A 25,981-nucleotide genomic window follows, 5' to 3' on the forward strand; every position below is an offset into this window, starting at 1 on the left:
TCCTCCACGTAGTTACTTGAAATTAAGGAGCTATAATGTACTCATTAATTAAGAAGTCAAATCGATTTTGATTTCGCCTGAAATTAATTTTTTCTTCAAGTCTTCTAATTGTTTTTGTTGTTCTGCGGTTAATTGAATAACATGAATATCAGTTAAGCCTACACCATCATCGGTTAGACCAAATACCATATCTTTATCTTTAAAGGTGTGATTGTTTTTGGCAAACGATTGTAATGCGCTATAAAGAGCAACATCGACATTTTTGATCATCGAAGTCAGTACTGCTTTTTCAGCGACAAAAAATTGATCACTATCTACACCAATTGCGTATTTACCTTGAGTCTGGGCTTCTTGTAACGCACCGACTCCAGTCAAGCCAGCAACTGTATAAATGACATCGACATTGTCGTTCTCAATCATATCTTTAGCTGCTTTGGAACCCACAGCGGGATTACCAAAATCACCTGTATAATTCGTAACAAAAGAAACATTAGGATCGATAGAGCGCGCTCCTTGTTCAAATCCAGATTGGAATTTGTGTAATAGCGGGGATTCAACACCACCGATAAATCCAATACGGTTCGATGTACTTGCCATAGCAGCTACAGCACCTGCCAAAAAACTACCTTCTTCTTCTTTAAAAGTAATCGATGCCACGTTAGGCAATTCTGATGTTTCGTCCACGATAATAAATTGTTTGTTGGGATTAGCTTTAGCCGCTTTTTCTAAGCTGTCTTTCATGATGTAACCAAGTCCGATAATAACATCGTTATCTTCTTTCGTTAATTGGTTAAAAGCTTCATCATACGTTTTGGTCTGAGAAATTTCTTTATAATCAAATATAATACTTTCTTCATTTCGTGCTTTGATCAACCCACGAAAAGCCGCATCACTATAAGATTGGTCACCTAATCCAATATCTGATAGCACGATACCTACTTTAGTTTTGGTAGTCGCTGTTGCTGCTTCTGTGGTCGCTTGCTGAGAAGAGCAAGCACTTAATAAAAGCATGATTGCGATCAAAGCTGTAAATCCAGACAGAAATGTTTTTTTTCTCATAATACTTCTCCTATTCCTCTCTAATCCCAAAATAAATAACTTCCTTTCTTATATCGGTTAATCGTAGAACTTCGTTTATAAAATTTTATTGTGGAATCTATAATTATTTCAAATTTAAATTAATATTTAGCTAGAAAATATGTTTTTTGAAATTAATGCTTGGATGCGACACTGTGACAGGGTATGATAGACAATAAAAATACGAATTCGTTATTACTGGAGGAGAAGCATGAAGTATATCAGTACTAGAGGACAAGTAGAGCCAAAAGGATTTATTGATACTGTTTTGATGGGACTTGCCGATGATGGCGGTCTTATGGTACCCGAGCATATTCCGGTGATTGCTCCTGAGACGTTAAATGAATGGAAAAGTCTAAGTTATGTAGATTTATTCCTTACTATATTTTCTTATTATACGAATGATGAGATTCCCGCAGACGATTTGAGAGATTTAGCGACTCGTAGTTATGCGAACTTCCGTCATCCTGAAGTTACACCGATTACTAAGATTGATGATTCTCTGTATATTATGGAATTGTTCCACGGACCTACTTTTGCTTTTAAAGATGTTGCATTGCAATTTATGGGTGAATTTTATTCCTATGTATCCAAAAAGCAAAACGAAATTATTCATATTTTGGGAGCTACTTCTGGCGATACCGGTGCGGCTGCGATTCAAGGGGTACGTGGTAAAGAAGGAATTAAAATCTGTATTTTGCATCCACATGAGAAAGTTAGTCGTGTACAAGAATTACAAATGACAACAGTAGATGATCAAAATGTACTGAACTTATCGGTAAAAGGTAATTTTGATGATTGTCAAAAAATCATTAAAGAGCTATTCGGTGATCTTGCATTTAAAAAAGAATATCATCTACGTGCAATCAACTCGATTAACTTTTTGCGGATTCTAGCACAGACGGTTTATTACTTCTATGCTTACTTGCATATCGATCAAGGACAGCATCAATTGAAAAAAATCAACTTTAGCGTACCATCTGGTAATTTTGGTAATATCTTTTCAGGATTTTTGGCTCAAAAAATGGGCTTACCGATTAACAAGTTGATTATTGCGACGAATGAAAATAATATTTTAGAGCGTTTTGTACAGACAGGTGAGTACAAGCCTGGTGATTTCAGAAGTACGTACAGCCCTTCTATGGATATTCAAGTGGCTAGTAATTTTGAGCGTTATCTGTATTACTTTGTAGGGGAAGATGCAGCTAAAGTATCTGAATATATGAATGTACTAAAAAGCGAAGGACAAATCGTAATGACAGGCGATGATCTTGCCAAAGTACAAAGTGACTTTGCAGCTTATGGCGCATCGAATCAGGAATGTCTGGATATGATTTTGAAATACAAAGGCGATCATGATTATCTACTTGATCCTCATACCGCTTGTGGTATTACAGCTTATGAGAAATATCAAGGTGATGATGAGATTTGTATTACATTGGCTACTGCTCATCCAGCTAAATTTGATGAAGCGATTATCTTGTGTGAGATTGAGCAAGAGTTCCCTGAAGAAATCAAAGAACTATTCGCCAAACCTCAATATCAAGAAGTAGTAGAGCATGATACAGCAGAGATAGTACGTCAATTAGAATCTTTTTATGCGTTAGATTAACAAATCATATATAGCATTCAATCACATCCTTTTATCCTCTATATCTTTATGATGATGTAAAACATTGTTATAGATTTAGAGGTAAAGGATGTTTTTATTATAGGTATAAGAGCAGACAGATTGACGGTCATTCTTTCGTTCGTTAAAATAAAAGACATCATACATCTTGATTATATGTAATAAAAATAAACAAGCTCAAACTAACGAATATATGATGCTAAACACTGGAAGTAGGTGTCTTTATGAAATTTTCAAAAGCAACGAATTATGCACTGCATACGATGGTATATCTTGTTCAAAATGAAGTGAACAAATCGTTAGGTGTTCAACAAATCGCTGAAACGTTCTCAGTATCGCCCACATATCTGTCCAAAATTTTGACCAAATTGGTTAAAGCCGGATTGATCGAATCAGCGTCAGGTGCAAATGGAGGTTACCGACTCAAGCGCAAGGGTGAAGACATTTCATTTCTGGAAGTTATTCATGCAATTGAAGGGGTGAACTCTTTATTCACCGGTTGCTTAAATAACAATGCTCAGTGTGCGATTCAGCAGGTTATGATTGAAGCAGAAGGTCAGATGGAAGAGTATCTCAAAAACAAAAAGTTGATTGATGTCTCGATCAAATCTGAAATTATGGCATCTCATTCTTCATAGGTTATACATTGTAGATCGCAGAGGATGAGTCTGCGATCTTTTGTTTGCGTTAAGCCTATATTAAAATGGGTACTAAAAAGAAGCTGTATCAGTTACAGATTCTTTGTAAGCATATATGATAAAATCAAATGTTTTAGTATGGAAAGGATGACATAGCAATGCTGCAACAGAATCTAATCGAATGGCAACAACAATGGAAGCAATTACTGCACCAGTTGGAGCAGAAAGGAGCATCTACAGCATTACTGTGGGAAGAACCAGCTACTGATCAAGAAATCACTGATATGGAACAAGAGTTAGAAGTGACTTTACCAGAAGAATTAAGAAGTCTGTTACAAGACGGTGGTAAAAAAGTCACTATGTACTGGCAGATTACGTATCCACAGACAGCAGCTTTTGATCTATCAGGAGATATAGGCTGGAATATCGAAAGTATTATGTTTTCAGACTTTGGAGACGATGAGCAAATCGATCAAAAGCGTTATTTATGTTTTTATCATGCTGGTAACGGAGATGAACTGCTGTTAGATTTGTATAGTAATCCTCAGCGTCCAATGGTATTTCATTGGGGACATGAGACAGGTGAATTTCGCATTTTAGCAGTATCGCTCACAGACTTTTTAAATAAAGTCACAGAGTTGAGTGGAATCGGTGCAGAGGAATGGCAATACACTCCTTTTATCGATAACTGTGGTCTTAATCTCTATAGTCAACAATCGAAGAAGTGGAAGCAATGGATTCATGATTATCTTTATTTTACATTTGAAGAAGCAAAGCAAAATCTTCATCAATTGATTCGTTATACCGAATTGAATGGAGTAGACGATACTATAATTCAAGCCTTCTCAGAGTACCGTCCAGATGATGTATTACAAGCATGGCTTGAACGGCTTCATACCGAACATAATCAATCTATCAAAGATGGGTTACTGGAATATACAGGCTTAATCAACCGTCATCATGCGGCAGATTGGGTGCGTGAGTTATGGAATTTACCGGAAGAACAACGTATCAATTCGTATATTCTAGCGTATCTGACAGCAATCTGTTTACCAGAAGATGAAGGACTAGAGCGGATATGGCAAAAGATCGAAGAAAAAGAAAAGGAAAAAGGACGCAAACTCAATGGATATGAAGCTAACACAGGGCTGAAGAATTTTCACAGTCGTAAAGTGATTCGTTGGATCAAAGATCGAGTGAATTTTCCATATGATGGTTGGGATGATCTATTTGCAGCTTCTCGTCCTCATAGTGACGATTATAAAGAATGGCTACAAAGCAAAAATGTACATCAACAAATCGCTATTTCTGCTCTGGGCAAACAAACAGAATTGAAGCAAACTTTTGACACAGTTGAACAAATAGAAAGTGTGCGTGTATTATTAGAACAAGTGATGAGCAAAGCAGTGATCAAAAAAGAAAAACGAATTATCGCAGAAGCTTTGTATGTATTGGATCACTATCAACTTGAATAATTAGATAAAGAATGATGTACAGTGGAGGCTAACTACGTGGTTTTGGTTATATTATCGTGTCTTATTTTTGTAATCACATTAACATTTGTGATCTGGCAACCACGAAATCTATCGATTGGTTGGTCTGCTTGTGGAGGAGCAGTACTTGCGCTTCTTTTAGGTGTAGTTAGCTTTCATGATGTCTGGGATGTGACCATGATCGTCTGGAATGCTACGCTAGCATTTGTAGGTATTATTTTAATTTCGCTTATTTTGGATCGGGTAGGATTATTTGAATGGGCAGCACTGCATGTCGCTCATATCTCCCGTGGTAACGGTGTACGGATGTTTATCTATGTAGGTATTCTAGGAGCAATTGTATCCGGATTATTTGCAAATGATGGAGCAGCCTTAATCTTAACACCTATTGTACTGGCGATGGTACGGGCTTTGAATCTGGATGAGCGTAAAGTGTTTCCTTTTATTATTGCAGGCGGGTTTATAGCAGATACAACGTCTTTGCCATTAGTGGTGAGTAATCTTGTAAATATTGTGTCTGCTGATTATTTTGGCATTACCTTTATGCAATATGCAGGGCATATGATAGTGCCTAATCTATTCGCATTGATTGCAAGTATCGGTGTATTGTACCTTTATTTCCGCAAAAGTATTCCTCGTACGTTTGAAACTACTCATCTAAAACCATCTATGGATGCAATTAAAGATGTACGGATGTTTCGATTATCATGGATTGTATTAATCGTATTGTTAATCGGATATTTTGTGAGTGAATTTTTGAAAATTCCAGTCTCTATTGTTGCTGGTGTAATAGTCATTATCTTCTTAATTCTGGCACGCAAAAGCCCTATTGTGCCTGTCAAAGAAGTACTCAAAAATGCTCCGTGGTCGATCGTATTTTTCTCTATCGGTATGTATGTTGTGGTGTACGGGCTACGTAATGCAGGCTTAACAGATCTGTTAGCGATACTTATTCAAAAGATTGCTGATCATGGAATGTTAGCAGCTACTATGGGGATGGGCTTTATTGCAGCGATCATATCATCTGTCATGAATAATTTACCGACAGTATTGATTAATGCATTAGCAGTCAAAGCGACGGTAACTTCAGAGCCGATTCGCGAAGCGCTAGTATATGCAAATGTCATCGGGTCGGATCTAGGTCCTAAGATTACACCGATTGGTTCGTTAGCTACGTTATTATGGTTACATGTATTAGCTACCAAAGGAATCAAAATCTCATGGGGAACGTACTTTAAAATCGGAATTATTTTGACTATTCCAACGTTATTTATTACATTGCTTGGATTGTACTTATGGTTATTGGTTGTATAATTCAAATCTAAATATCTTGATCTCAAAGCAGTACTGTTTCTTAACAAGAAGCAGTGCTGTTTGATTTATTTTCAAATTGTAAACGTTTACAAAATAAGGGTTGAATGTAGTGGCGTATATTATAATGGAAGCATATAATAGTCAATGTAGAACAACTATGACGTTTTTAACAAAAGGCAAACAGTCGGAGGAATGAATTGTGAGAATAGAAAAAGACTTTTTGGGTACGAAACAAGTGCCAGATGAAGCTTATTATGGTATTCAGACGATGCGTGCGGTAGAGAATTTTCCAATTACCGGACAACGTCTACATCCTGAATTAATTCGTGCTATGGCGATCGTCAAAAAAGGAGCGGCGATTGCAAACATGGAATTGTCGCGTCTATATGGCCCTAAAGGGGAAGCGATGGTACAAGCGGCTGAAGAGATTATTGCCGGACAATGGCAAGATCAATTTATCGTTGATCCGATTCAAGGTGGAGCAGGCACATCAATTAATATGAATACCAATGAAGTTATCGCTAATCGTGCATTGGAAATTATGGGCAAAGACAAAGGAAGTTATGTGGATATTAGCCCGAATAATCACGTGAATATGGCACAATCGACCAATGATGCTTTTCCAACAGCAATTCATATCGCAACATTATCGATGATCGAAAAATTGCTTGTAGCGATGCGTGAATTACAACAATCTTTTCAGGTCAAAGCAGACGAATTTGATACAGTGATCAAAATGGGACGTACTCATTTGCAAGATGCGGTACCGATCCGCTTAGGGCAAGAATTTCAATCGTATGCTCGTGTATTAGGACGGGATATTCGCCGTGTGGAAGCAACCAAAGAAAACTTACTGCATATCAATATGGGAGCAACAGCGGTCGGTACAGGGCTTAATGCTGATCCGCGTTATATTGTGCGTGTAGCTGAAATACTGGCTGATATTAGTGGATTTCCTGTAGTAGCATCTGATCATCTGGTAGATGCTACTCAAAATACCGATGCGTATACGGAAGTATCGGCTGCTCTCAAAATCTGTATGATGAATATGTCCAAAGTGGCTAACGATATTCGCTTAATGGCATCTGGGCCATACGCAGGTCTGGGCGAATTGGTACTGCCAGCGCGCCAACCGGGTTCTTCTATTATGCCGGGTAAAGTCAATCCGGTAATGTGTGAAGTAGTGAATCAGATTGCATTTCAAGTGATTGGTAATGATCATACCATCTGTCTTGCATCAGAAGCAGGTCAATTGGAACTGAATGTAATGGAGCCAGTATTGGTCTATAATTTATTGCAATCTTTAGAAATTATGAAGCAAGGATTCACTGTTTTCCGTCTGCATTGTGTCGATGGTATTCAAGCGAATGTGGATCGTTGTCGTGAATATGTAGAGCGTAGTGTAGGGATGATTACAGCGCTGAATCCTCATCTAGGATATGAAGTGGTATCACGGATTGCGCGTGAAGCGATTCAGACCGGTAAGCCTGTACGTGAACTGTGCTTACTTTATAACGTACTGACAGAAGAAGAATTGAATATTATTCTCGATCCTTATCAAATGACAGAACCGGGTATTGCAGGCGAGCAATTGTTGCATAAAGAATAATAGAGCCCTTTTTCGTATCAAAACAAGATGTTTTGTTATTATTAGATGTATTCAATATTGTGCATTGCCTCTAATCAAAATCAGTTGGCATAAACCTATATTATAAAAAATAAATAAGCGATGCTTTTTCCTTATCAATAGAAGGATAGCATCGCTTATTTTATGTGGATGACTTTGTAAATGGTTGCGCAATATGAGCAGGAATCAGCAAGCCAAGCGTACTCATTTCTTGCAAAATACAACTTACATGATAATTATAAATAATCTGCTGAGAAGATAGATCCAGTGGCAATTGAGCCATCAGATGACTATGGTGTTGCTCTGGCAGATCCCAGTGATGATGTGTAGGCAATTCATCAGTCAATAGACGAATCATCCGCATATGAGAATACGTATTATGATACACATCAATTTCTTGTTCTAGATGTGCTAGCATTTTTTGTTTGTTCTTTTTGAGATGGAATTCAGAAGCATATGTCTCATACGCTTTTTCCAGATTAGCCATATCTTTTTTTAGCGGACTAATATGAATAATTCCACCTTCACGCAGTAATTCATGAGCAAGCTTGGTTAAATGTTTGCGTAATACACTGCGCATTTGCTCCATCAATCGTTCATGATCCGGTGGGAAAACAAGATAATTGACGATTACAGCTACGCCAATACCGATCAATGTATCTGCTACCCGGTGCATACCGTACAAAAAAGGGCTCTCTCCGGGACGTAAATTCAACATAATCGCCAGAAAGACAATACTTGCAATCGATATCGATTTGTTCCAGTGAAGCAAGTTACAAATATAAATTACAATCACAATTCCTATCGCTGAAAAGAGGGCGCTATGCGGATCAATCCAAGCGAAAATAAAACCAATAGCTGCACCTACCAATGTACCCATCATTCGGTTTTTGCCGACAGTATACGAATTGGTGACCGAGTTTTCCATCGCAATGATAGTTGCAATCACAGCATAGAAAGGATACTCTAATTGCAGAAGTTGTGAGATAATAATGCAAATAAAAACAGCTAGTGCTGTTTTGAGGTTACGCATACCTACTAAAAATTTCATAAGATTTCTGTGATTCCTTTCTACATCGTCAAACGTTTTCTATCGTACATTCATAAGGAGGTTAGATAACCGTATACGCTGATATGCTTTAATACCCGTAAATCGGGATTATTAAAAATCTATAGTTCACTAACTGAGTGGAGGAATATAATGATTACCAAAAAGAAAATAGTACAGTTCTCTTTAATCTGTACAGCATGTGCAGGACTACTGGTGAGTGGAAGTTCATTATCGTTACCAGCAGCTACGACACAGGTCGTAAGCGCCGCAAGTAGCAAAGCAGACCAGAGCACCGATGTTACATCCAAATTACAATTGCTAGGACAACCTTTCTCGACACCTGCTTACGCGCGCAATGTGTGGGATATGCAAGTCTTTGATGGCAAAATTTATCTAGGTCATGGCAACAGTAGTAATGCACAGCCTTCACCTAATGCAGGGCCGATTCCTATTGTCTATTATAACCCCCAGACCAGTCAATTTGTAACGCAAAAAGTCACATATACCGATCCCAAAACAGGCAAAAAAAGTACAGAAGATGCAACAAATGAAGAGCAGATCGATACGTTCAAAATTCTGAAAGGCAAACTGTATATCCCAGGTAACGATTCCAAAAGTGAAGAATGGAACTTTGGTAACTTTTACACTTTAGATGGAGATCAATGGACCAAGTATCGCAATTTACCGGATGGTATCCATGTGTATGATATGGCTTATTATCATGGCAAATTACTTGCAGCGATTGGTACAGATAGTGCACCAAAAGTATTGATTTCAGAAGATAATGGAGCCAACTGGAAAGAGTTAGCCCAGATCAAAGGTATTGGTACAAGAGCCTACAAATTTTTTGAATTTAAAGGAACATTGTATACAGCCGCTATCCTGATGCCAAATAATAATATTTGGAAAGATCAGACTCATCTGCTGGCTATTGATAAAAACTTTAACGTGACCCAACAACAAGTATCCGGTGCTAATTTGTTACCTGGTATGACATATGTACAGACAGCAGGCAAAACGCCGTATATGAAAATGGGCAAAACGGTGGTCTTTAAAAAGCAACTGGCTTATATTGTAGGGGATGTATATAACGATGCTCAATTAGCTCCCAAAGCGCTAATCGTCACCAAAAATATAACTGATCCTGCACGTACAGTGACTTTCGCAGATGCAGGAGCATTGCCTACAGATATTATTACACGTCCTAACAAAACATATGTATTGACCTACACCAAGCAAGCTGACGGTTCTTATATCAATCGTGTCTATATGACCAAGAACCTCAAGAAATGGACTCAAATCTTACAATTCAAACAAGATACGTACGCCAAATCATTTGAAGAATTGAATGGTGATTTCTACTTCGGTCTTGGCACAGATACCAAGCCTGTCTCTGAATCAGCAGGCAAGATTTTGAAAGTAAAAGCTTCTGATCTGAAAGCATCATCCTAATACAATAAAAAGATTGAAAGCAACCGATGTGAGTGTTAAACTTACATCGGTTTTTAATACATATTTCAAAGGAATGAATTTGAAGTGAAAAAAGTCATTATATTTATGATTGCAGTGATTGTAGTTATAGGTGGTATTACGTATCTAATGAAAAATAAAACAGCAAACCAAATCGTACCTACAATCTCTAAAGAAGCTCAGCAAAAAAAGTCTTCTCAAAATAACACAAATAAAGATATTGTTTTACCATGGCTAACCAAAGAAAATCTGATGACTGGTCATTTAAATGATGATTCATTGGGACTCGGTAATACAAAAAAAGAAGTTGTTGATCAATTAGGTAAACCTGATCTTACTGGAAATTATGAAGGAGCTTATTATAAATACAATCATAAAATGATCTTCTTTTTTCCTCAAGGATTACCGGAAGATATTAAAGATAGTGATCCGATAGCCAAATTGATGTTAGATACAGACGGTATGAAAATAACTATATCATTACTAAATCAACGTTTCGGTCAACCAAAAGAAACAGATATTAGTGAAGTAGATGATGAAAAATATAGTATGTATTCTATTGGGAAATATGATTTAATTGCAAATTTAGATGAACAAAATCAAATTACTTCTTTAGAATTATATATGGCGGATAAGTAAAATATAAAAAGTAATAATAAATCTATGTTTTACATGCTTATCATTTCGCACTATTTAATTTTTAGAATAGTATTTGCAAGCATATGTATAATGTGTTATATTAGTTGAGTGCTCAATAGTTGATGGGTCAATTAATAAGAAGTAATTCAATTGAGAACATGCTATCTGATAGCATTTCTATATAAATGGTTGGTCTTGGACAAGGAGGGACGCTGTGCTTCATTCATCGTCTGAAGATATTTTTAACCAGTTGCAAGGGCTACATCGTCAGATCAGTTGTGTTTTTGAACGATGTGCTGGCATAAGTGCGTCACGCCTACAATTGTTACATCAGCTTTATCAAGTGGAAGAGATCAGTCAGACTTCTTTGCAAAAAACACTTGGTATCGATAGTGCAGCTGTCACTCGACATTTGAAGCAATTGGAAATATCGGGAATGGTGACACGTCGCATGAGTCCTGAAGACAATCGTTTTACACTGGTACAGCTAACCGCAGAAGGTCGGCAAAAAATTCTAGCATACACCAAAGAAAAAGAACAATTTCTTAAAGAGATGCTTCAGAATTTTGAAGAGCAAGAACAAGAGCAATTATTGAATATGTTGCGTCGTCTCAATCAAAATATGAGCGAGATGTAAATAAAAAATATAATTATAACTTACATTTAAAGGAGTTTTCCCATGAATACTGTAAACCAAATTACAAAAACAAATGATTTTAACAAAATTGCTTTAGAGCGTCGTTCGATTAAAAAATACGATCCAACTGTAAAAATTAGCCGCGAAGAAATGACTGAAATTTTGGCAGAAGCTACACGTGCACCATCTTCGATCAACTTGCAACCTTGGCGTTTTCTAGTGATCGAAAGTGATGAAGCTAAAGCTACATTGTTGCCACTTGCGATGTTTAATCAACGTCAAGTAGAAACAGCTTCTGCGGTTATTGCTATTTTCGGTGATCTTCGTCATGAAGAAAATGCAGATGAAATCTTCAATGCTGCTGTAGAAGCGGGTCATATGCCTGCTGACGTAAGAGATCAACAACTTCCGTTTGCTAAAGCATATTATGAAAATATTTCAGATGCTGCACGTAAAGATATCGCATTGATCGATAGCGGTCTTGTAGCGATGCAATTGATGTTGGTTGCTCGTGCTCATGGTTATGATACAAATGCTATCGGTGGATATGACAAAACCAAAATTGCTGAAGCATTTGGTATGGAAAAAGATCGTTATGTACCGGTGATGTTGTTGTCTATGGGTAAAGCAGACAGCGAAGGTCACGGTTCAGGTCGTCTTCCTGTAGAAAAAGTAGCAGAGTGGAAATAATCGTCTACCACGTAGATGTGAATACTAAATAAGCTAAACGAAAAAACCTCCTCAGCACGTATACAGTGCAAGGAGGTTTTTTGCTGTGGTTTGAATCCAAAGTAGCTTGATTAGAATAAACTAGCTTGATATAAGATAATGTTAGTTTTTTATTTTTACAGCTAGCATACCTAGATATTCTTTGATCGCTGTAGCTGTAGAAGACATTGCGCTTGCTGACGGGTAAAATTTGCTGAAATACATTGACGAAGGCTGACTTACCCAATAATCGGTTGGAAAAGGTTGCACCGTTAATCCTACACGCTTGAACTGCATCACAGAGCGTGGCAGATGGAATCCAGAGGTGACCAATATCGGATGCGACAATCTTTTTTCTTTTAATATAACAGCCGTATTGTTAGCATTCTGAGCGGTATTAAGTGAACGATTTTCGACCATAAGTTTACTTTCTTCTACACCCATTCCCAAAAGCTGGCGCTTCGCAATATCAGCTTCATTACCGCTATCTGAGAACACCTGACCACCTGAAAATAAAATCGGTAACCCTGTAATCCGGTGTAGACGTGCAGCTGTAATCAGACGGTTGCCTGCTGATCCATACATATTACCTGTACCATCGATATCAGGTGTACCTTTGGAAGCTCCAGCACCCAGTACAACGATCACATCTCCTTGAAGTTCAGCAATAGTAGGTTGTGGATATTGACGTTCTAGACTGCCAATGAGCAAATTACTAACAATACTAATCGAAGATATGTATAACAATACAGTAATAGCGAGTAACACCATCGCTACATTAAACTGGCTTCTCCATAACCAGACTACAATACCGAACAACAAGACTAGAAAAAGTCCGGGAGGAAGCACAAAACTATACAGAAACTTAATAATATAAATCAAAAATGATCAACCGCCTTCTTTATTGCGCACCAGAGACACAATCCATTAGAATCTACTTAGATAATTAAATGTATTGTAACATGGTTGTATCGATCATAAAACCAACCACCCAAATAAAGACAGCTCAGATATACACAGATCCCAATGATCGATGATATCAAGCTGTCTTTATAGTGCAGTTAACTATTTGGTTTGTTTTGGATATCAGCAGAAGGTTGCTCTAACTCTGGCCACTGAATATGTTGCTTGGTATGACTGAGCTTTTCATAAAATAACAATGATCCTTTGCGGAAAAAACAAGACATTAGATGCATCAAAAAACTAATATCGATTACAAATAAAAGTAGACTACATAGCGCACGCCAAAAAGTATGAATATCTGGCAACACAATCGTATCACTAAGAATATTATTGAGTCCAAGAAATACCCAGTACAGCAGACCATATCGAATCGTCAAAGCTAACAAAGACACTCTCGAATGATCAGGATGGGTGCTACTTACATAGATACGGACGATCCATTTTCCTACCGTAATTCCATGTGTCCAATAAGGAATAAGAATATAGTAGATACCACTAGATATCCAAAAAGGTACAGGAACATCATTAAGTGTCAGCAAGATCATCAATGTATACCAGATGAATAGATCAATCATAAAAGCAACAGCACGGCGAGTATACGATACACGCTTACTGGAGCGATCAATATGCAGATCTAGATGTTCAATACGGGGTAGACGCTTCGCAATCCATTCCGCAATCATAAATCCAAGCATACCGCCTAGCGTATTACATAGTAAATCATCCACATCGAATATCCGATAAGCATGATCGTAAATACCATAGATTCCGGTCAATTGAGTCGTCTCGAAAAAAAGCGATAATAAAAACGATAAGATCAATCCATTAACCCAGCGCACTCTAAAGTAATAACGCAAAAACATTCCAAACGGTATAGTCAGCAAAATATTAAAGATCACTTGTAAAAAAGCTCGCTCGACAAACATATGCCAGTAAGTAGAAGGATGCGCAAACGAAACTGATGTTTCTTTCAAAAAGTCATATACAAATTGCAATGGCAACAATTGTAGATCACCATTAGCCAATGCCGGATTATGACGTGAAGAAGGTAAAGGCAAAATCACCAGAAAAAAAGCATTCATCAGATACAGTAACAGCAAATAAAGCGTAATCGCACGTACTTTGTGAATATAACCATATTTGCGATACTGTACAATCAGAAATGGCAATGTAAATAAAGCAGCTACAAACGGAAACGCGATAAAAGCATAGACAATCGGAAACAGATAAGATTGATACATTGGTATGACACCTGCCAGCCAAAATATTGTATTTTTAGTCTAATGTATCTTTACATCGTGTTCAATTCTACTTAATGAGCAGATTTGCGGAACTTAAAGATAGACCATACAATCAGGAAAGCCAGGAAGATCAAGCAAGCTCCAATACTGATTCGATTATTAGCATCAAATATAAACAACACTGCAATAATCATCAGGCACAGCGTAGTAATCCCTGTAATATAAGGATAACCCCAGATACGGAATGTAGGTTGAGTCGGATAAGAACGTCTTAATTTTAATTGAGATAGACAGATACTAATCCATACTAATAATACGACAAAGCCGGGTACTGCAAGCAAAATGCCGAATACTTGATCCTGTGCTACATAAGCAAGCATAGATCCACCTAAAAGCACAACAGCACACAAAATCAGACTGTTGATAGGGACTCCTTTTGCAGATGTTTTGGCAAGTGCTTTGGGTGCTTCATTATTCGTAGCCAGTGAATGTAACATCCGCGTTGCTCCATAGATTCCAGAGTTAGCAGCAGACAATACAGCTGTAATCAGAATAAAGTTCATAATATGAGCTGCACCTTGTAGCCCTGTAGAAGATAATACTTGTACAAATGGACTGGTCTGGTCACTAAGCTGGTTCCACGGAATCAATCCGCAGATAACAAGAATCGGTAAAGTATAAAATAAAACAACACGCAAAATAAAACTTTTTACTACTTTAGGTAAAATTTTATCTGCATTTTCTGTTTCGGTTAATGTCAGTCCGATCAGTTCAGAGCCACCGTAAGAGAACATGACGACGAGCAAAGCAGATATAATAGCTGTCCACCCGTTAGGGAAAAATCCACCATGAGCTGTAAAATTGCTCAAGTAAGGTGTAGGATCACTAGGAATAATACCAAATAACAACAAACCACCTAGTACGATAAAAATAATAATCATTCCTATTTTGATCCCTGCAAGCCAGAATTCAACTTCGCCTAGATTACCAACACTCATCGTATTAATTAACAAAATAAAAACAGCACTTGCTAGACTGAGTATCCAGAGTGGTACATCAGGCATCCAGTACTGAAGAAAGCTACCCGCAGCAATAACTTCTATCACACAGACCGATAACCACATAAAGCAGTACAACCAGCCCACAATAAAAGATAATCGTTCGCCAAACGCTTGGCGGATAAAGTCTTTCATATTCATATTAGGATAAACGGTAGCCATTTCAGCAATAGCACCCATTACTACTAATAGCAATATACCTGCGAAAATGTAGGTGAAAATAACCCCAGGTCCTGCTAATCCTATCGTTTCGCTACTTCCTTTAAAAATCCCTGTTCCGATCACGCCACCCATAGCCATAAATGTAATATGACGTGGACGTAATTTTTTTTGCAATGAAGCTTCTTCTTTGACGTTCAACGTTCCAATCCTCCTTCATAAATACACACACTCTATATATATCGTTCGTTCAGACTATCTATATTACACCAGAATGTGAGCATGAGAAATGAATTTAAATATGTAGTGCCATATCCTTATATTGTATGAATTGATGATAGCGCTTACAATATAAAAGATTAAATAATAAGGGGGAATATTAATGTTAAATAAGAATGTTTATATAGTATCTGTATTAGTGTTTGTTTTGCTTCTATTAACGGTTTTACCTGTTCAAGCGCAAGCTGCATCGACCACATTTATTAATCCAGTAGCACCTTACTCATCGGCTGATCCTTTTGTTATGAAGCATACCGATGGTTATTATTATTTTGTGCATACGTCGCAGAATTGGGACAAAATAGATATTACTCGTTCTTCTTCATTAAGCGGAATCGGCAATGGAGAGCGCAAAACAGTATTTACCAGATCAACAGCGAACTGTACAGGCGCTAATTGCTATTCTAGCAATATTTGGGCACCGGAATTAAATTATATTGATGGCGCATGGTATCTATATTTTTCAGCAGGAAGTAGTGAAACAGGTACACCGAATCAACGGATGTGGGTGATTAAAAATACCAGTGCGAATCCGTTACAAGGCACATGGTCGGCACCGATTAAATTGAAAGATAGCAATGATTGGTGGTCGATCGACCATACGGTGGCTAACATCAATGGACAATTATATATCGCATGGTCACAGATCGCTCCGAATCAACCGCAACAGATCGCTATTGCCAAAATGAGTAGCCCTACAGCGATTCAAGGCAAAGCGACTATTATTTCTAGTCCTACGTATGCATGGGAGACTTCCGGTGGAACAGTGAATGAAGCTCCTGCTTTTATTACGCATGGCTCCAAAGTCAATCTAACCTTTTCAGCCAGTGGATGTTGGACAGATGATTACAAGTTAGGTCTACTCAGTGCTAATCTTACTGCTGATCTAACCGTCGCTAGCAACTGGACGAAAAGTGCTAATCCTGTTTTTCAGAAAACAAATACTGTTTTTGGACCCGGTCATAATAGCTTTGTCAAATCCCCAGACGGCAAAGAAGATTGGATCGTCTACCATGCCAATGATGGTTCAGGTCAAGGATGTGCAGAACAACGAACGACTCGTATTCAGAAAATAAGTTGGAATGGAGATACTCCTGTGTTGGGATCACCGGTAAGTTCTGCTATAGCAGTTACTCGTCCTTCTGGTGAAGGTACAGGCGATATTTTGTACCGTATTAAAAATAAAAACAGCAGTAAAGTATTGGCTGTATTCAATGCTTCTACCGCAGAAGGCGCTAATATTCTGCAATGGACATACAATGGTACAGGAGATCAACGATGGGCGCTTGATCCTGTATCTGGTGGATTTTTTAACTTGCGAGCCAGTCATAGTGGGCGGTTAGCTGGAGTAAGCGGAGCAAGCACAGCAGACGGAGCAGATGTTGCACAATTTGCTTCAACAGGCGCGACCAGTCAACAATGGAGCTTTACCCCGACACAGAATCAATATTTTGAAATTAAAAATCGTAATAGTGGCAAATTACTAGATGTGACCAATGGAAGTCTGGATGATGGTGGCGATGTCAAACAATGGAGCGATCTGAATAATACGATACAACAGTGGATTTTTGAACGAGTGAATTAAACATTGGATCATATAAACACGACAAACTATAAAAAAAGAAGAAGCAGAACAAATCTGCTTCTTCTTTTTTTACTTTTTCAGTACACTTGCAAGCACGTCATCGATCATTTGACCGTTCGCAATAGCACCTGTATATAACCAGCTAGAATCAGCGCTAAAATCGTACACATGCCCTTTTTTAACAGCAGGGATGTTTTGCCATACTGCAGGGCTAGTGATTTCTTCTTTAGACTTTTCAGTACTATTAATCAAAAATAAATAATCAGCATCCAAATCTGTTAACTTTTCTAACGAAATCGCTTGCCAGTTCGCTTCTCCTGATTTGGAAATTTCCTCTACCACCGCAGGAGCGGTTAAGCCTAGATCGTTATAAAGTACATCTCCACTGGATAAATTACGACTGACTACATAGATACTTTTGCCAGTTACCCATAGAGCCGCAGCAGACTCGCTACCGATTTGCTGTTGCAATTGTTCTTTGGCAGATTTGGCTTTGGTCTCATAATCAGCTAATACTTTTTTAGCTTGATCGCTTTTGCCAAGTACATCGCCAATCGTTAGTAACTCTTGACGCCAATCGTTGTTTTGCGCTTTGCCGACTACATACGTAGGAGCAATCTGATTGTATTGCGCATATTTATCGCCAGCTACCATTTCTGCGCTATCCATCAAGATCAGATCAGGATTGGTATTCAGTACAGCTTCATAAGGAAGTGTAGAATCAATCGGTGGAACGTTAGCTAACTGCTTTTGCAAATAACCTTGTGTATTGCCTTCGCCAATCGCCCATTGAGCAACAGGTGTAACGCCTAGAGCTACAAGAGGATCTTCAAGGTAAGAAGCCAGTATACGTTGCGGATTAGTAGGTATAGTGACTTTGTTACCGATCGCATCTGTTAATGTCCGTTCTGTAGCAGTTGATTCTGTAGTGGCTGTGTTTTCAGTACTTGTTGCTGGTGCTGTTGTAGATGTACTTGAAGAACAAGCACTTAATAGTAACACCAGACTTAATAAAATAGCTGTTGCAGAGTAAGCAGTCTTTCGATTCATTTGTGTGTTCCCTCCACCAAGTTGTTGACAATGATTATCATCCTCATCGATAGTATATCTTTAAAAGCACATCATCACAATGAAAAGTAGAGAGAACTTGTATATTTTCTTAAAATAGAGGGAGAGCACCTTTATCGAATCGGAAAATAGCCTGTTTTTTTCACCAATTGCTGACCTTGCTCGGATAAAATCCAATTTATAAAAGGTTGAATATTGGGATTAACCGAAGATGGTGTATCTTTTTTACGAGACGAAGCAGTAATCGCATAAAAAGGAGTAATAATCGGATACTTCTCATCCCGAATTGATGCTACATCTGGATACACATCATCTATAGCGAGTAGACGGATATCATCATTAGCATTCATTTGTGTTGCAAAATAGTGAAATGAATAACCAATTGCATTTTTGTAATTATGATAATCTGCGGTCTGTTCGATAATACCGCCCATTCCTGAAGCCACATCATCGACAATCGGAGTCATCGGTTGCTGATCACCCATCCAGCGTCGTAACATTGCTTGACTTCCGCTATCTTCAGGACGTTGAAATGCTCGGATGGGATCGTCATTGCCACCTACTTGCTTCCAGTTGGTAATTTCACCGGTATAAATCTGCTTGATCTGTGTAGAAGTCAGACTATGTACAGGATTATTTTTATGTACAAAAAATACAAAAGCTTCTCGCCCAATCGGTTGCATATTCAATTGTAATCCTTTAGCTTGAGTTGATTTCTGCTGTTCTTTGGATGGAGCAGCAGCGAAGATCATATCTACATTTTGATTGATTAAGCGTTGGTATGCTTTGCCTGTCCCTGTAATCCGAACAATACTTTTGGCATCATCAGGCTCATAATCTTGAGCAGGATACACAGCTTTGACAAATGCAGAGTAGAGTGGATATAGAGCAGTTGCACCATCAAGCACCGGTAATTGATCCTGAGCAGACAATGTATAGGTAGAAGGGTTGTCCAGTGTTGATACTTTGCTATGATCTGCAAACGGACGATAATCATCTACATTCACATCTTGTTCACTCACAATCAGATGTTGATCATAAGCACGATCCACATGATATCCAATAGCAATCACAACAAATAGTCCCAGACAAAGCTTGACCCCTATTGGAAAAAATCTATGGCGAGCAATCGGCTGAATATTGCTAAGAATGACTGCGATAATCATAAGACCTGCGATCACTATAATAAAAGGGATATAAAACTTTTGCATATTGCTAAATAGTGCAACTCCCACCAATCCTACAACAGCTAGAAATAGTATAGCTAAAATAGCTCCAAAGCTTGCAAAAAAATGATCAACTCTGTCTCTTTTCAATCCAAATCCTCCTTTACAATCCTATTCACCACTCTGTGTGCATCCTATTGTCAGCTTGGCAGTTATTGTACTGAAGAGTTTGCAAGCACATCTGTAAAATCATTTATCTGCAAAATAATCGGGCAATGATCGCTACCCATAATCTGATGATCTATTGAAGCATCAGCAAGATAAGGAGCTAGACGTGCAGAAGCTAGAAAATAATCAATCCGCCATCCGATATTACGCTCACGTACTTTGGACATATACGACCACCAGCTATATACATCAGTAGTATCTGGGTAGAAATAACGGAATGTATCGATAAAGCCAGTGTTCAACAATTCAGTCATTTTACTGCGTTCTTCAGTCGTAAAGCCTGAATTGCCGTGATTAGACTTGGCATTTTTGACATCGATATCAAGATGAGCCACATTGAGATCGCCACAAATAATAACCGGCTTGACCCGATCCAATTGCTGAACATATTGGCGAAAGCGATCTTCCCATTCTAAACGATACGGAAGGCGTGTTAGATCACGTTTGGCATTAGGGGTATAGACATTCACAAGATAGAAATGTTGAAATTCTAACGTGATCATCCGACCTTCTTCTTCAAAATTCTCTTCTAGCCCGTAATGAACAGAAAGAGGTGCGATTTTGGTAAAAATAGCTGTGCCAGAATATCCTTTTTTGACAGCATAATTCCAGTATTGTTGATACCGATCCCCATGATCCAGTTCAATCTGACCGGCTTGCAACTTGGATTCTTGGATACAGAAAATATCAGCATCCATCTGATCAAAATACTCATTAAATCCTTTTTTTACGGCGGCACGCAGTCCATTTACATTCCAAGATATTAATTTCATAAGTTACTTATCCTCCTTTGTCAGACTTTTCATAGTGTACCATAACCAGTTATGATAAGAATCTAGCGCTTGGGATAATAAGCGCATTCTACAATATTTTACATTTATCAAGACCAAAGGAGCTTATTGTGAAAGTATGTTTGCTTATTCATGGGTTCACAGGAGGAGAACATGAAGTCTCTCCGTTAGCTGAGTATTTAGAAGTGCAAGGATATACTGTCAAAATGTTTACCTTACAAGGGCATGGTGGCAGTAAAGCGGATCTTAGAAATGCCACTCGTCTTGATTGGATCGATAGTGCTGAAGTTGAATTACAGCAATTGTTAACTACATATTCTAAAATACACCTGATCGGCTTTTCAACAGGGGCATTAATTGCGGCTCATTTAGTGGTGAAATATCCGAATCATATTTGCTCGTTGACAATGTTATCGACGCCTGTGTTTCCATTGAATCCACAGCAGATTATTCGAACACTGTATCAATGGCCGATGGTGAAAGCTTATATCCGTAATTTGTTTGTTGTGCCTTCTAAAGCAACACGTGAATTTTACCGGATTGTTCACGAATCATTTACGATCTATCCTCATATCAAAATCCCTGCACTTATTGTACAGGGAGATCAAGATCATCTTGTTAAAATGAAAAGTGCTTCTTATCTAGCAGAACATGTAGGCACACCGGATACCAGAGTGATTATTGTACCTAATAGTGGACATTTAGTCTGTTATGCAGAGCGTAAAAGTGATTTTTTTGCAGCTGTTCAAGTCTGGATCGATACTCACCATTTTACGTCTCCACAGTCATAATATGTTGCTGCATATTGGAGGCAAGACCTCCTACTTGTACCTGCTTAATAGCACCGTCATCATGCAGTTGTATAGTAACAAGCAATTGTGAAGGCACGTTCATCGTATATCCTTGTTCAAATACAAAGGGTGAAGTACTTGTGGCCGGAATCAAGTTATATTGATGCAAATAACACATTAATGCCCCTGTCGATGTTCCTGTAGCACTCTCTTCGGGAATATCGTATAGTGGAGCAAAATTACGACATTGTGCGATAGCATCACTATGCGTATCCAGTGTAAATAGATGATATCCGACAACATTATACGTTTGAGAAATACGCTTAATACGGTCAAAATTGGGAGTTATACGTTGTAATGTATGTAATGAACGGATAGGGACAATAATATCACGTAATCCTGTCGATACGATCTGTACAGGTGCTTCTGCATGCAATTCGTCTACAGCGATTCCTAACGAATCTGCTATCTCTTGTCGATTGATTTCGATATCAAATTGAGGCGGTGTCTGTGTCAAAAAGACATGATGATCATCTTCAATATGCACATCCAGTATGCCTGCTAACGTTTCTATGCGATAATGACCTGCAACGATATGATTTTGCGTTACCATTAAGTAAAAGCTAGCAATCGTAGCATGTCCGCACAAATCGACTTCATGATTGGGTGTAAAATAACGAATCCGATAATCAGCAACAGTAGAAGGTAGAATAAAAGCAGTCTCAGAAAATCCTAATTGCTTGGCAATATATTGCATTTGTACAGTCGATAAATGACTTGCTTCTAACACCACACCTGCCGGGTTACCGCCTTGATTTTGATACGAAAAAGCATCTAATGTATACACTTGAATGTCCATTTGTAATCTCCTTTCTTAACTATACGAAAGTATATCATGATCAAAAAGTGATTCAAGGAGCAAATTTGACTGTAATAAGGTAATAGCAGAAGTTCACAATAACGCATTTTATATTGCTTCCATTCCTCTTTTTAGCAACTAAATTGCTATTCACAGAAATATGTGCTAGAATCCTACCGATGCTTTAATACAGCTTAGTCCCACTCCTTTAGTGCGTTACATTCTCCGTTTGGAGCGTGTATATTCGATTCAGGCGGATCAACGTCTCTCGGATGGACAGCCCGGCATATAGGACCGGTCAGAAAATCAAAGTGGAGGTTATCTCAAAAGATGAAAAAATTACCCGCTCTTCTTATATCTTGTGCATGTTTGTTCGGTACAGCTACGGTGGCTACGCCAGCCCATGCATTAATGCTGACACAAGGTATGCAAAATGAACATGTAAGTCAGGTACAGGAGCAACTGGCTTCACGCGGATATTTTCATGTTGGCGTTACCGGTTATTACGGTCAAATTACCAGCAAAGCCGTTAAAAATTTCCAAAGAGACCATGGTCTAATTGCAGATGGAGTCGCTGGCCCTGCTACATTAGCGAAGCTCAATCCATCCGGTAAAGTGAGCAATCATTCACTCAATATGCTAGCTAAAATTATTTATGCTGAAGCTCGTGGTGAATCATTCCGCGGACAAGTAGCGGTAGGCGCAGTCGTGCTAAATCGTGTACAATCCAATCAATTCCCTAATTCGATCTCTGCTGTCATTCTACAACCAGGGCAATTTACAGCTGTTCAAGATGGACAGTATGGCATGAAGCCGAATCAGATGGCTTATGATGCAGCAAGACAAGCATTAAATGGGGTTGATCCGACTAACGGTTCACTGTACTATTACAATCCTAAGATTGCGACATCCAGCTGGAGTATTGCACGTCCTAAAGTGATTTCTTTAGGTCAACATACATTTACGAACTAATCCAATCAATATACATGAATACTATGATTATATAGCCGTTTTGCTTATTCTGTCAGTACAGGAAAGCAAAGCGGCTTTTTGTTTACACCAAAGAAGTCCATACAGATAATACTATTTTATTGGCTATATCTATGATTTCCTTACCCAATTGACTGATCATTTGGCACACTTTGGGTAATAGATACCATAAGCTTTATGATATTGATAAGGAGGGCTGACATGAATCAAATTGCGGTACAACCTTATTACAAAGTAGAGCGCAAAATCGATGGACAAGAACAACAGCATTGGATCGATGAACGGATGCTTATTTTATATCATGATCGAGTAACGACCCACCGAAGAGAATTTGCTATTTTGGATGTATTTGATATGTCGTATCGCACATTTAGCGATGGCGAAGGATTCTTTTATTTGCATACACGCAAGGGCGTATTTTCATATATGATTCGTGATGATCCTTCTTTGTTTATTCAAGCATTCAAAGAATCTTCTTCGTCTTCCAAACTGTATTTTAAATGATATAGCAAAGTGTCTCCAGGCGAATATAGTAGACAGTTCAGATATGCATTTTGATAGTCCAGCCCTAATAATAGTTAGGGCTATTTTTATTTTGTGAAAAACTTTGAGATAATAATAAGATTATGAATAGAAAGAGAGATGAGTAGTATGGATTGGTTACAACCAGAAGTAGCATCAGAGTGGCGACAAGAAGGTAAAACATATGCACATGCTATTAATGAATTTGTACGTATAGGTATAGCAAGTGATTGGCAACAAGCCCAAGCAGAACCGGAGGAAGACAAGCGTCCTATGTTAGCACCAGATATTATGCAAATGATTATAGCAGCGAATCAAGCTGATGATATAGAGCGTCTACATGAACAGGTGCCTCCAGCATCTTCACCTTTGACTCCACAATTTGAAGAATCTTTACAACCGGTATGCCCGGTAGGATATATTCAAGATTATGTTGTAGTCGAAGCAGGCAATACGCGTGAACATCGCCGATTGTATTTAGCCAATACAGAGCAACTGATCGAAATTAAAAATGTATTGCGTATCGGCATGTCTCCAGACCAGCAGTATATAGCCAAAGTCACGACAGCAGGGATTAGTGTTGTACATAACCCCGATCTTGCTTTACATGGAGATCATACCGCTTATTTTAGTTGGGAACATATTCAGCAGACACTTAAAAAGAAATTAGCACGTTGGGAATCGCTAGCTGATTGTATATCCCCTGTAGATATTCTGATCGATATTATTCCGTTTGCATCAGGAACCAAAGTATTGTTGATCAGTGCATATGGTATTTATATGATCGAAGGCGAACAAGTACATCTGTTATATCCTGAAATCGAAGAGGTAGAGTCGTACGGAGAGGACTATACGACGATATCGGTGGATATGGCGCATGGAGCGGTCTCTTCAGACAGTCGCTGGATTGCTTACGGTGGCCAGATGAGTGAGCATTACTTGTTAGATACGTATACGCAGAAAATACACAAATTTGAGCCAGCTTCCAGTTATCCGCATTACAGTCTATTTACGCAGGATAATCAAAGTGTATGGTACAATGCCTGTCATTTTTATAATGGAGCAACGATCAAAGTAGATCTTAACGATATTCAAAAAGATGTGCTCAACGAAGAAGATGAATTACCACTTATGGATCAAGAAATGCGTGTCTATGCAGGGGCTTCATTACAATCAGGTAATATTGTAGGCGATGCTTATGGATATCTGCGCTTGATCGATCATGATGGACAAGAAATATGGCGTTATTTTGTAGGCAGTACGATAGTAGGTATTGTCGTATCACCTGATAAAAAGTGGCTGGTCGTAGGCACACATGGTGGAATGGCACACTGGATTGATTTACAAAGTGGCTCTAAAGATGAGTATACGATTGGGACAGCACCGATTCGTGAGCAGAGCCGCTGGATTCTCTGGAAAGATCAACAACCGTTACGCTGGTAATCAAAGTGAACATGTACAGTATAGAGAAAGGAGTCTATTGATGAGCAATTGGATTGCAGGCGAGTTAGAGGTGAATCAAGAACGAGCAATATATCCAGCACTGACGTTAGAACAAGTATTACAATCTCAATGGTATAACGATTATTTTACAGAAATTCGAGATATGAATAATGGTTATGTATGGTACTATTTTCAAGACGTGCCGATTAGTTCTCATGTATTCTCAGTGTCTTTGTTATTCGAAAATTCAGTATTTCGCATGACGATGATGAGCATTTCTCATCCAAAGTATGGTCAATCCTGGGACGATTGGACAGAAGCAAAAGAGTTGCAACGCAAGCAAGAACATGATGCTTTGCTCCGCCAAGAACTAGAACGTAAACCAGATGTTCGGCGCTCCAAACCTTATCCTTATATCGAATATAAAGTAGCCTATGGCAGCATTAGTTCATCGTATGATCCTCGTTCTGCTAGTTCTTCGATAAGTATTACCTACACGTAACAGAATGTTATATGTATACAACGCAAAAAACTCTCATAAGAGTAAGAGAGCA

Annotated in this window: 24 protein-coding genes; 15 read left to right on the plus strand and 9 right to left on the minus strand. The window is 38.4% G+C overall.

Features of this window, described 5'->3' with window-relative positions; genetic code table 11:
• Window positions 1-48 precede the first annotated feature (48 nt).
• On the minus strand, window positions 49-1,059 hold the full coding sequence (locus QCD85_RS12350) for a BMP family lipoprotein (RefSeq protein WP_301262789.1): 1,011 nt from the start codon (window positions 1,057-1,059) through the stop codon (window positions 49-51).
• Window positions 1,060-1,288: 229 nt separating this feature from the next.
• On the opposite strand from QCD85_RS12350, the gene thrC reads away from it, so the two are divergent.
• The 5 genes from thrC (at window position 1,289) to aspA (ending at window position 7,761) form a co-directional block, all read left to right on the plus strand.
• Window positions 1,289-2,689 carry a threonine synthase gene (gene thrC / locus QCD85_RS12355; protein WP_274172134.1) on the plus strand — a complete coding sequence of 467 codons (1,401 nt, stop codon included), beginning with the start codon at window positions 1,289-1,291 and terminating at the stop codon, window positions 2,687-2,689.
• A 242-nt stretch (window positions 2,690-2,931) separates the two neighbouring features.
• A complete protein-coding gene (locus QCD85_RS12360) occupies window positions 2,932-3,345 on the plus strand; it encodes an Rrf2 family transcriptional regulator (RefSeq protein ID WP_273613239.1) in 414 nt (137 codons plus the stop codon).
• A 158-nt stretch (window positions 3,346-3,503) separates the two neighbouring features.
• The gene (locus QCD85_RS12365) at window positions 3,504-4,820 is read left to right on the plus strand and encodes an SMI1/KNR4 family protein (protein ID WP_301262790.1); all 1,317 of its coding nucleotides are present in this window, start codon (window positions 3,504-3,506) and stop codon (window positions 4,818-4,820) included.
• Window positions 4,821-4,856: 36 nt separating this feature from the next.
• The gene (locus tag QCD85_RS12370; RefSeq protein ID WP_301262791.1) at window positions 4,857-6,152 is read left to right on the plus strand and encodes an arsenic transporter; all 1,296 of its coding nucleotides are present in this window, start codon (window positions 4,857-4,859) and stop codon (window positions 6,150-6,152) included.
• Between the two features lie 199 nt (window positions 6,153-6,351).
• Complete coding sequence (aspA, locus tag QCD85_RS12375; RefSeq protein WP_273613236.1) at window positions 6,352-7,761, plus strand: aspartate ammonia-lyase; 1,410 nt, start codon at window positions 6,352-6,354, stop codon at window positions 7,759-7,761.
• A gap of 160 nt (window positions 7,762-7,921) precedes the next feature.
• Here aspA and QCD85_RS12380 read toward each other — a convergent pair whose 3' ends face one another.
• A complete protein-coding gene (locus QCD85_RS12380; protein WP_301262792.1) occupies window positions 7,922-8,830 on the minus strand; it encodes an FUSC family protein in 909 nt (302 codons plus the stop codon).
• 150 nt (window positions 8,831-8,980) lie between these two features.
• Here QCD85_RS12380 and QCD85_RS12385 point away from each other — a divergent pair, with 150 nt between their 5' ends.
• From QCD85_RS12385 to QCD85_RS12400, 4 genes are all read left to right on the plus strand, one after another.
• On the plus strand, window positions 8,981-10,282 hold the full coding sequence (locus QCD85_RS12385; protein ID WP_301262793.1) for a hypothetical protein: 1,302 nt from the start codon (window positions 8,981-8,983) through the stop codon (window positions 10,280-10,282).
• 84 nt (window positions 10,283-10,366) lie between these two features.
• Window positions 10,367-10,939, plus strand: a complete 573-nt coding sequence (locus QCD85_RS12390) for a DUF4309 domain-containing protein (protein ID WP_301262794.1) — start codon at window positions 10,367-10,369, stop codon at window positions 10,937-10,939.
• A gap of 214 nt (window positions 10,940-11,153) precedes the next feature.
• A complete protein-coding gene (locus QCD85_RS12395) occupies window positions 11,154-11,576 on the plus strand; it encodes a MarR family winged helix-turn-helix transcriptional regulator (protein ID WP_273613233.1) in 423 nt (140 codons plus the stop codon).
• Between the two features lie 42 nt (window positions 11,577-11,618).
• A complete protein-coding gene (locus QCD85_RS12400; RefSeq protein ID WP_273613232.1) occupies window positions 11,619-12,266 on the plus strand; it encodes a nitroreductase family protein in 648 nt (215 codons plus the stop codon).
• Between the two features lie 141 nt (window positions 12,267-12,407).
• Here QCD85_RS12400 and QCD85_RS12405 read toward each other — a convergent pair whose 3' ends face one another.
• The 3 genes from QCD85_RS12405 to QCD85_RS12415 all read right to left on the minus strand — a co-directional run bounded on the left by QCD85_RS12405 (window position 12,408) and on the right by QCD85_RS12415 (window position 15,906).
• A complete protein-coding gene (locus QCD85_RS12405) occupies window positions 12,408-13,166 on the minus strand; it encodes a YdcF family protein (protein WP_301262795.1) in 759 nt (252 codons plus the stop codon).
• Window positions 13,167-13,345: 179 nt separating this feature from the next.
• Window positions 13,346-14,488: a VanZ family protein gene (locus tag QCD85_RS12410; protein WP_301262796.1), complete on the minus strand. Its 1,143-nt coding sequence runs from the start codon at window positions 14,486-14,488 to the stop codon at window positions 13,346-13,348.
• 71 nt (window positions 14,489-14,559) lie between these two features.
• Complete coding sequence (locus QCD85_RS12415; protein ID WP_301262797.1) at window positions 14,560-15,906, minus strand: amino acid permease; 1,347 nt, start codon at window positions 15,904-15,906, stop codon at window positions 14,560-14,562.
• A 181-nt stretch (window positions 15,907-16,087) separates the two neighbouring features.
• Between QCD85_RS12415 and QCD85_RS12420 the strand changes: the two genes are divergently transcribed.
• The gene (locus tag QCD85_RS12420; RefSeq protein WP_301262798.1) at window positions 16,088-17,569 is read left to right on the plus strand and encodes a family 43 glycosylhydrolase; all 1,482 of its coding nucleotides are present in this window, start codon (window positions 16,088-16,090) and stop codon (window positions 17,567-17,569) included.
• Between the two features lie 69 nt (window positions 17,570-17,638).
• Here QCD85_RS12420 and QCD85_RS12425 read toward each other — a convergent pair whose 3' ends face one another.
• The 3 genes from QCD85_RS12425 to QCD85_RS12435 all read right to left on the minus strand — a co-directional run bounded on the left by QCD85_RS12425 (window position 17,639) and on the right by QCD85_RS12435 (window position 20,804).
• Complete coding sequence (locus QCD85_RS12425; RefSeq protein WP_301262799.1) at window positions 17,639-18,619, minus strand: iron-hydroxamate ABC transporter substrate-binding protein; 981 nt, start codon at window positions 18,617-18,619, stop codon at window positions 17,639-17,641.
• Between the two features lie 131 nt (window positions 18,620-18,750).
• Window positions 18,751-19,953 (minus strand): PstS family phosphate ABC transporter substrate-binding protein, encoded by a 1,203-nt coding sequence (locus QCD85_RS12430; protein WP_301262800.1) that lies wholly within the window; start codon window positions 19,951-19,953, stop codon window positions 18,751-18,753.
• 62 nt (window positions 19,954-20,015) lie between these two features.
• Window positions 20,016-20,804, minus strand: coding sequence for an exodeoxyribonuclease III (locus QCD85_RS12435; protein WP_301262801.1), 789 nt, complete (start codon window positions 20,802-20,804; stop codon window positions 20,016-20,018).
• A gap of 128 nt (window positions 20,805-20,932) precedes the next feature.
• Between QCD85_RS12435 and QCD85_RS12440 the strand changes: the two genes are divergently transcribed.
• Window positions 20,933-21,613, plus strand: coding sequence for an alpha/beta hydrolase (locus tag QCD85_RS12440; RefSeq protein WP_301262802.1), 681 nt, complete (start codon window positions 20,933-20,935; stop codon window positions 21,611-21,613).
• Here QCD85_RS12440 and QCD85_RS12445 read toward each other — a convergent pair.
• Complete coding sequence (locus tag QCD85_RS12445; RefSeq protein ID WP_301262803.1) at window positions 21,594-22,472, minus strand: PhzF family phenazine biosynthesis protein; 879 nt, start codon at window positions 22,470-22,472, stop codon at window positions 21,594-21,596. The two genes, QCD85_RS12440 and QCD85_RS12445, sit on opposite strands and share 20 nt — an antisense overlap.
• 330 nt (window positions 22,473-22,802) lie before the next feature.
• Between QCD85_RS12445 and QCD85_RS12450 the strand changes: the two genes are divergently transcribed.
• From QCD85_RS12450 to QCD85_RS12465, 4 genes are all read left to right on the plus strand, one after another.
• On the plus strand, window positions 22,803-23,444 hold the full coding sequence (locus QCD85_RS12450; protein WP_274172147.1) for a cell wall hydrolase: 642 nt from the start codon (window positions 22,803-22,805) through the stop codon (window positions 23,442-23,444).
• 219 nt (window positions 23,445-23,663) lie between these two features.
• Window positions 23,664-23,966 (plus strand): hypothetical protein, encoded by a 303-nt coding sequence (locus QCD85_RS12455; protein WP_273613222.1) that lies wholly within the window; start codon window positions 23,664-23,666, stop codon window positions 23,964-23,966.
• A 147-nt stretch (window positions 23,967-24,113) separates the two neighbouring features.
• A complete protein-coding gene (locus QCD85_RS12460; protein WP_301262804.1) occupies window positions 24,114-25,427 on the plus strand; it encodes a hypothetical protein in 1,314 nt (437 codons plus the stop codon).
• A gap of 40 nt (window positions 25,428-25,467) precedes the next feature.
• Entirely contained in the window at window positions 25,468-25,929 is a 462-nt protein-coding gene (locus tag QCD85_RS12465) for a hypothetical protein (RefSeq protein WP_301262805.1), read from the plus strand.
• Window positions 25,930-25,981 lie beyond the last annotated feature (52 nt).

Origin of the sequence: Paenibacillus sp. PsM32 (assembly GCF_030433815.1) — a bacterium.
Classification (GTDB): Bacteria; Bacillota; Bacilli; order Paenibacillales; family Paenibacillaceae; genus Saccharibacillus; species Saccharibacillus kyungheensis.

What these genes read in the sequence shown, in the direction of transcription:
- QCD85_RS12350 (WP_301262789.1), bottom strand. Translation starts at nt 1,059, where the DNA reads ATGAGAAAAAAAACATTTCTGTCTGGATTTACAGCTTTGATCGCAATC.
- thrC (WP_274172134.1), top strand. Translation starts at nt 1,289, where the DNA reads ATGAAGTATATCAGTACTAGAGGACAAGTAGAGCCAAAAGGATTTATT.
- QCD85_RS12360 (WP_273613239.1), top strand. Translation starts at nt 2,932, where the DNA reads ATGAAATTTTCAAAAGCAACGAATTATGCACTGCATACGATGGTATAT.
- QCD85_RS12365 (WP_301262790.1), top strand. Translation starts at nt 3,504, where the DNA reads ATGCTGCAACAGAATCTAATCGAATGGCAACAACAATGGAAGCAATTA.
- QCD85_RS12380 (WP_301262792.1), bottom strand. Translation starts at nt 8,830, where the DNA reads ATGAAATTTTTAGTAGGTATGCGTAACCTCAAAACAGCACTAGCTGTT.
- QCD85_RS12385 (WP_301262793.1), top strand. Translation starts at nt 8,981, where the DNA reads ATGATTACCAAAAAGAAAATAGTACAGTTCTCTTTAATCTGTACAGCA.
- QCD85_RS12400 (WP_273613232.1), top strand. Translation starts at nt 11,619, where the DNA reads ATGAATACTGTAAACCAAATTACAAAAACAAATGATTTTAACAAAATT.
- QCD85_RS12410 (WP_301262796.1), bottom strand. Translation starts at nt 14,488, where the DNA reads ATGTATCAATCTTATCTGTTTCCGATTGTCTATGCTTTTATCGCGTTT.
- QCD85_RS12420 (WP_301262798.1), top strand. Translation starts at nt 16,088, where the DNA reads ATGTTAAATAAGAATGTTTATATAGTATCTGTATTAGTGTTTGTTTTG.
- QCD85_RS12425 (WP_301262799.1), bottom strand. Translation starts at nt 18,619, where the DNA reads ATGAATCGAAAGACTGCTTACTCTGCAACAGCTATTTTATTAAGTCTG.
- QCD85_RS12435 (WP_301262801.1), bottom strand. Translation starts at nt 20,804, where the DNA reads ATGAAATTAATATCTTGGAATGTAAATGGACTGCGTGCCGCCGTAAAA.
- QCD85_RS12445 (WP_301262803.1), bottom strand. Translation starts at nt 22,472, where the DNA reads ATGGACATTCAAGTGTATACATTAGATGCTTTTTCGTATCAAAATCAA.
- QCD85_RS12450 (WP_274172147.1), top strand. Translation starts at nt 22,803, where the DNA reads ATGAAAAAATTACCCGCTCTTCTTATATCTTGTGCATGTTTGTTCGGT.
- QCD85_RS12455 (WP_273613222.1), top strand. Translation starts at nt 23,664, where the DNA reads ATGAATCAAATTGCGGTACAACCTTATTACAAAGTAGAGCGCAAAATC.
- QCD85_RS12460 (WP_301262804.1), top strand. Translation starts at nt 24,114, where the DNA reads ATGGATTGGTTACAACCAGAAGTAGCATCAGAGTGGCGACAAGAAGGT.
- QCD85_RS12465 (WP_301262805.1), top strand. Translation starts at nt 25,468, where the DNA reads ATGAGCAATTGGATTGCAGGCGAGTTAGAGGTGAATCAAGAACGAGCA.